The sequence below is a fragment of the Frankia sp. CeRuru1 genome (assembly GCF_977966315.1).
Window position 1 is genome coordinate 1 of sequence record NZ_CDWWEW010000356.1, and the last position, 5,315, is coordinate 5,315.

A 5,315-nucleotide genomic window follows, 5' to 3' on the forward strand; every position below is an offset into this window, starting at 1 on the left:
ACCACCCCCCGACCCGTAGCTGCTCCCATGCAGAGCGTAGGAGCGGGCCGCCCAGATCTCTCGGTTCCGCCGACGGGAGACGGAGCTACGGCGCGGGCATCTGTGACGTCTGGCTGTCGAGCGTGACATGGGTGTCACTGCGAAGCTGTGCCACCAACCGGCGGGCGGAACCGGTGCCGACATGCAGCCGCTTACGCAGGGTCTCGGCGGAGATCGGTCGCTGTGCTCGGCGAGCGCGTCCACGACGTGGAGCTGAACATTCCGATCCACCGGGTGCTGCCGACCGTCGGGGGCGACGTGGTCACCGACGTGTGGGGGAACCCGCTGGACCAGACGCCGGGTGCCTTGGAGGCGCTTCCCTCGGTGCTGGTCGGCGGGCCCGCGGAGTACGCGGACCAGCTGCGCGAGCGCCGGAAGCTCCTCGGCCTGACCTACTACACGGTGCTGGAGCCGGCGATGGAGTCGTTCGCCCCGGTGATCGAGGTGCTGCGATGAGCGCGCCGGCGTCGATTACGACGGCGAGGAGCACACCCGGTACCGCTGCGCCTGGCGGTCCCCTTCGAGGAGATCGAGTACCGGCCGGACGCGCTGGTCTTCGGAGTGAGGTCGCTGTCCGTGAGCTGGTGAGCGCCGCGGCCGAGAACCAGCTAATCCCATGAGTCGTGTGTTCCATACTTGTGAGTTTGATCTATAGGACTTAGTGATATGTTTTTGCCGACCTCAGAGGTCGCATCTCTGTCTATGGAATCCGACCGAGTGGAGAGGCCTGATGGCGCAGGTGCCCCAGGACCGGCTCGATCCCGTACTGCGCCGCATGATCGCCGTGGCTCTGCTCGGCGGCTACGCCGCGCACGTCCTTCGCCCCCGCGGCACGCCACCGCTGATCGACCTGCGCCTGTTCGACCGCCCCGCGTTCGGCGCCAGCGTCGTGGCGGCCGCCCTGCTGCTGGCGCCGTTCGGGCTCGGCTCGGCGCTGGTCATGCCACTGGCCGGGCGGCTGTCGGACCGGCTCGGCTCCCGGGTGCTGGCGGTCGGCGGGGCCGAGCGTGTGTGAGGCCGGGCGTGCGTGACGGCGATCCGTCTACGACGGCTCGATCATCGAGTGGGCCGCGCGGGCCGACCTGCCGATGGAGGTCGGCTGAGCATGTCCGGCAGAACGTTGACACCGAAAGGCCACCGAACGTGACACTTCCCGACCTGATCGCGTCCGACGACACGGACGCCCGGCTCGCGCGGCTGGACGCCGAACGGGAGATCCTGCGGACCTTCACGCGGTTCTTCCGGCTCTTGGACACCCGGCAGTACGAGCGTGTCGCGGCGGGGTGCCTCACCCCGGACGCCGAGCTTGACCACCACCTGCCGGGCCCGCGCCGGCTGCGCGGCCGGGACGAGATCACGCGCTACCTGCTCACCGAGTTCGCGGCACGGACCGAGATGGTCGCGCACGTTCCCGGCCTCACCGTCGTCGACTGGGACGACAACGGCGAGCCGCGGCTGTCCGCCTACACCACGGACTGGCACTGGTTCACCGCCAACGCCCGACTGGGCGAGCTGCGTCCCGCCGACTGGACCGCGGTCGGCCTGGTCGAGGACGCCTACCGCCAGGAGGGCGGCCGCTGGCTCATAGCCCGGCGCCGGGTGACCCCGGTCGCGGGGCTGGTCGCCGCCGGCTCGCCGCCGCCGATCGCGCTGTGACGGGACGGAGCCGAACATCATGACGACCGCCCTTGACCGGCTCGGCCGCCTCGAGGCGGAGCGGGCCATCCTCGGGACGCACTTCCGCTTCTTCCGTCCGCCGGCCCGGCGGACGACGCGCCGACGACGTTACGATGAACCGATGAGCGCACCGCAGGCGCCCGTCGGCCGGCGACACGGTGACCAGCCGGATCTCGTGACCAGGCGAACATGGTGACCAGCCGGGCTACGTTCGCCGGCGCGGCCCCGCCGGTCGAGCGGGCGTTGTCGCGTGGGCGCATCGACAAACGGGCGGCGATCCTCGATGCCGCCTTCGACGTCTTCGCGCGCCGGGGTTACGAGCAGACGAGCGTGAAGGAGATCGCCGACGAGGCGAACGTCGCCAAGACGACGGTCTACAGCCACTTGGAGGACAAGGAGCACCTGTTCCGCCAGACGATGGCGGCCGCGGCGGCGGCGGTGCTGGCGGAGAACCTCGTCGCTCTCGACCGGCTCCGCGATCCCGGGGACGACCTGCGAGCGGCCCTGGAGGAGACCGCGGCGCGGATGCTCGAGGTGTGCTGCGGCCATCGTTCCCGGGCGCTGCGCTGGCTGACCTACGGCCAGGTCGCTCGCTTCCCCGACCTGATCGACACCGTCCAGGGGCGGACGTCCGTCCAGCTCGGTGAGGCGCTGGCCGACCGGTTCGCCCGGTTGTCTCTCACCGGGGGGCTCCGCCGCTGTGACCCCGCCGAGGCCGCCGAGCAGTTTCTCGCGCTGCTCGTCGGCCCTGTGGAGACCCGGAGCCGGATGGGCACCCACGACCTTCCTCCGGAGGAGATGCGCGGGCTGTCCCGGTCCGCGGTGGACACCTTCCTCCGGGCGTACGAGCCGTCCTCCTGACGAGTGGACCGCAGCCGCGCGGCTATAGCGTCAACGCTATGACCTGGGGTACCGTCGAGCTGGAACCGGAAGTTCGGGACTGGCTGGAACGGCTGCCGACCGCGCATTTCGCGACGGCCGCTTTCTACGTGGATCTGCTCGCCGAGCAGGGTCCGTTGCTGGGTGAGCCGTACACGCGGCAGCTCGACGGCAAGCTGCGGGAGCTGCGGTTTCATCTGGAGGGCCGGGCGATCCGGGTGACCTACTGGATCGCGCCGGGTCGGAGGGTGGTGCTTCTGACGGTGTTTGCCAAGTTGCGGATGAGGGAGGTCGCCGAGGTGTCCAGGGCGAGGCGCGCGCTGGCGCGCTGCCTGACAGGGTCGCACACGGCGGGTGAGAATGAGGGGGATGACGGCGATGGCTGAGCGGGCGGACTGGGTGGGGCTGAGGGAACGCCGGATGGGCGAGCCGGGCGCGCGCGAGGCCTACCAGGCGGCCAGGCTGGCCTTTGAGCTGGGTGGGTCGGTGCGGGAGCTGCGCCAGCGGCGTGCCTGGAGTCAGGACGAACTGGCCCGCGCGGCGGGCATGACGCAGTCGGCGGTGGCGCGGTTCGAGGCCGGTGGCACCGTACCGACACTGCCTGTGCTGGAACGGCTCGCCGAGGCTCTCGACGCCGACCTCGACGTCCGCGTCATCCCTCGTTCAGCGGCGTAGCGGGCGTCCGGACCCACCAGAGGTTCGGAACATGTGTTCGACTCGATAGATGATGTTGTCTGCCCGCTGTGGGGTTCGAGTCGTGGCTGGAGCGACCTGTTAACCGAACTAGTGGAGCGTGATTCCACTTCATTGAGCCTTTTCCGTGCGCCCAGCAGACTGGAGGTGACGCCGTGTAGACGGCTGATCTACCTGTCGTAAGATCGTCGTCGCTTGCCGGTGGAAGTCCGGTCCGGGTAGCTGCCAGGAGGCCCGGTAGCAGGCTGGCGGCGTCCCATCAATAGGTTAAATCAACTCGCCTCGCTAACCACCGCGAGACGATCAAGAAAACTGCGAAACTCTAGTCAACACCCAGTTCGCGAAAATCAGGGTCCCCGTCGAGCGGGGAGTGGCCCAGGGCCATTTCGTAGCCGATAGGCCAATTTGATCATCCTCGGTATCGGCCGATGCGTGGCCTGATTTGGACGGATACCGGCGACACGCCTGAAGTGGATGCACGGCAGGCACGACCCCCTACTGATCATGGAGTTCTCGACGCTTCATGTTCGCCAGGGAAGGCCGTGCCCGCCGATGTCATCATCTCCCATCGCCACTGTGATCGACGAGCTCGCCGGGCAGATCCCGGACCGGACCAGCCCACCAGGTTCGGTAACCGACAGTGAGTGGACCGCGTTAGGCGAGGTGCTCGCGCAGGTACCGGACCCACGCGGACGGCGCGGGATGCGATACCCCTTCGCCGTGATCCTGACAATCGCGGTGTGCGCCATGCTCAGCGGCGCCCGGTCGTTCGCCGCGATCGGGGAATGGGCCGTCGGCCTGCCCGCGGACGCCCGCGCCGGCCTGGGGTTGGCCGGGCGGATCCCGGGCCCGGTGACGATCTGGCGGGTGCTGGTACGGGTGGATCGTACGGCGTTGGAAGCTGCGATCGGAGCCTGGATCTGGGCCCGTCCCGACGCCGTCGACACCGCCGGGCACCAGTCGGCCGCTCGGAGCTAGACAGGGCTCGAACCGCCAGCCCAACCCGGATCCTGCGCGACATCGCCGGCCGCCGTGTAACGATGCGCGGTCGGCGAGGATGGTATGTCCATGAGCACATCTACGCCTCGCCGTCCGGAGCACAGGTCGGGACGTAAATCAGGATCGACGCCCACGTTGCTGGGCTACCCGCGCGGCTCCCTGCTGGTACCCGTGGTCGCCGCACTCGGCGGGCTGGTCTTCGCAGCCTGGAAGCCCGGTGTCATCCGATCGGCGTTCGCCAGCCCGCGCAGCGTCGCCTTCACGCTCGTCATCATGGCGGCGGTCGCCGGCCTCGGCTTCCTGCTGCCCAGACTGGGGAGGGGACCGGTGCTCACCGGGGCAGCACAGGCCGTGCCGGTGCTGCTCGCGTTCGTCGTCACAGTCCTGCCCGCGTTCCGGAACGTGACCGTCGAGGAGGAGTTACCCGCCGACGTCACCGCGGTCCTGTCGACCCGACCGTCCCCGCCCGGCGCCGCCCCGCAGGCGGGGCCGGCACCCGGGCAGACGCCGCCCCGGCCGCCGGCCCCGACGCAACCGGCGGCCGGGGCGGATGTCGTCGAGCTGGGGCGGGCGCAGCTGGTCGGCATCGACCACGACGCGACCGGGACCGCGCGACTCATCCGGCTCGCGGACGGCTCACACCTCGTCCGGTTCGAAGACCTCGACGTCGAGCCCGGGCCCGACTATCAGGTGCACCTGGTGCCCGGGGCCGACAAGACCGACCCGGCCGGCGGCACCCGGCTCGACAGGCTGAGGGGGAACCTCGGCGACCAGAACTACCCGGTGGCCGCCGACGTCGACATCGACACGCCTACGACCGTGCTGATCTGGTGCCGAGCCTTCGCCGTGCCGATCGCGGCGGCCACCGTCGGCGTCTGAAGGCACCCACCACCTGCACCCGCAGGGCCGGGCGGAAAACCGCCCGCCCGATGCCGCAGGCGCCGCTCGGTACCTGTGGTCGTGGCGCCGGGCGTAACCGCGGTCCCAGCTTGGATCACACCTCGGCGGCGCAAGGCGTCGCGACGCGA

At 70.0% G+C, this 5,315-nt stretch carries 9 protein-coding genes; all 9 read left to right on the top strand.

Annotated elements, in window-relative coordinates; genetic code table 11:
- Positions 1 to 222: 222 nt before the first annotated feature.
- The 9 genes from AC08OP_RS20145 to AC08OP_RS20185 all read left to right on the top strand — a co-directional run bounded on the left by AC08OP_RS20145 (position 223) and on the right by AC08OP_RS20185 (position 5,166).
- Complete coding sequence (locus AC08OP_RS20145) at positions 223 to 495, top strand: hypothetical protein (protein WP_476615607.1); 273 nt, start codon at positions 223 to 225, stop codon at positions 493 to 495.
- A 274-nt stretch (positions 496 to 769) separates the two neighbouring features.
- On the top strand, positions 770 to 1,054 hold the full coding sequence (locus AC08OP_RS20150; protein ID WP_476615608.1) for a hypothetical protein: 285 nt from the start codon (positions 770 to 772) through the stop codon (positions 1,052 to 1,054).
- Between the two features lie 128 nt (positions 1,055 to 1,182).
- The gene (locus tag AC08OP_RS20155) at positions 1,183 to 1,695 is read left to right on the top strand and encodes a nuclear transport factor 2 family protein (RefSeq protein ID WP_476615609.1); all 513 of its coding nucleotides are present in this window, start codon (positions 1,183 to 1,185) and stop codon (positions 1,693 to 1,695) included.
- A 19-nt stretch (positions 1,696 to 1,714) separates the two neighbouring features.
- Complete coding sequence (locus AC08OP_RS20160; protein WP_476615610.1) at positions 1,715 to 1,912, top strand: hypothetical protein; 198 nt, start codon at positions 1,715 to 1,717, stop codon at positions 1,910 to 1,912.
- Positions 1,909 to 2,577 (top strand): TetR/AcrR family transcriptional regulator, encoded by a 669-nt coding sequence (locus AC08OP_RS20165; RefSeq protein ID WP_476615611.1) that lies wholly within the window; start codon positions 1,909 to 1,911, stop codon positions 2,575 to 2,577. Before AC08OP_RS20160 ends, AC08OP_RS20165 begins: the two co-directional genes overlap by 4 nt.
- Before the next feature lie 38 nt (positions 2,578 to 2,615).
- Complete coding sequence (locus tag AC08OP_RS20170; RefSeq protein WP_476615612.1) at positions 2,616 to 2,981, top strand: type II toxin-antitoxin system RelE/ParE family toxin; 366 nt, start codon at positions 2,616 to 2,618, stop codon at positions 2,979 to 2,981.
- Entirely contained in the window at positions 2,965 to 3,270 is a 306-nt protein-coding gene (locus tag AC08OP_RS20175; RefSeq protein ID WP_476615613.1) for a helix-turn-helix domain-containing protein, read from the top strand. Before AC08OP_RS20170 ends, AC08OP_RS20175 begins: the two co-directional genes overlap by 17 nt.
- A 570-nt stretch (positions 3,271 to 3,840) precedes the next feature.
- Complete coding sequence (locus tag AC08OP_RS20180; RefSeq protein WP_476615614.1) at positions 3,841 to 4,266, top strand: transposase family protein; 426 nt, start codon at positions 3,841 to 3,843, stop codon at positions 4,264 to 4,266.
- Between the two features lie 156 nt (positions 4,267 to 4,422).
- Positions 4,423 to 5,166, top strand: coding sequence for a DM13 domain-containing protein (locus tag AC08OP_RS20185; RefSeq protein ID WP_476615615.1), 744 nt, complete (start codon positions 4,423 to 4,425; stop codon positions 5,164 to 5,166).
- Positions 5,167 to 5,315: the final 149 nt, after the last annotated feature.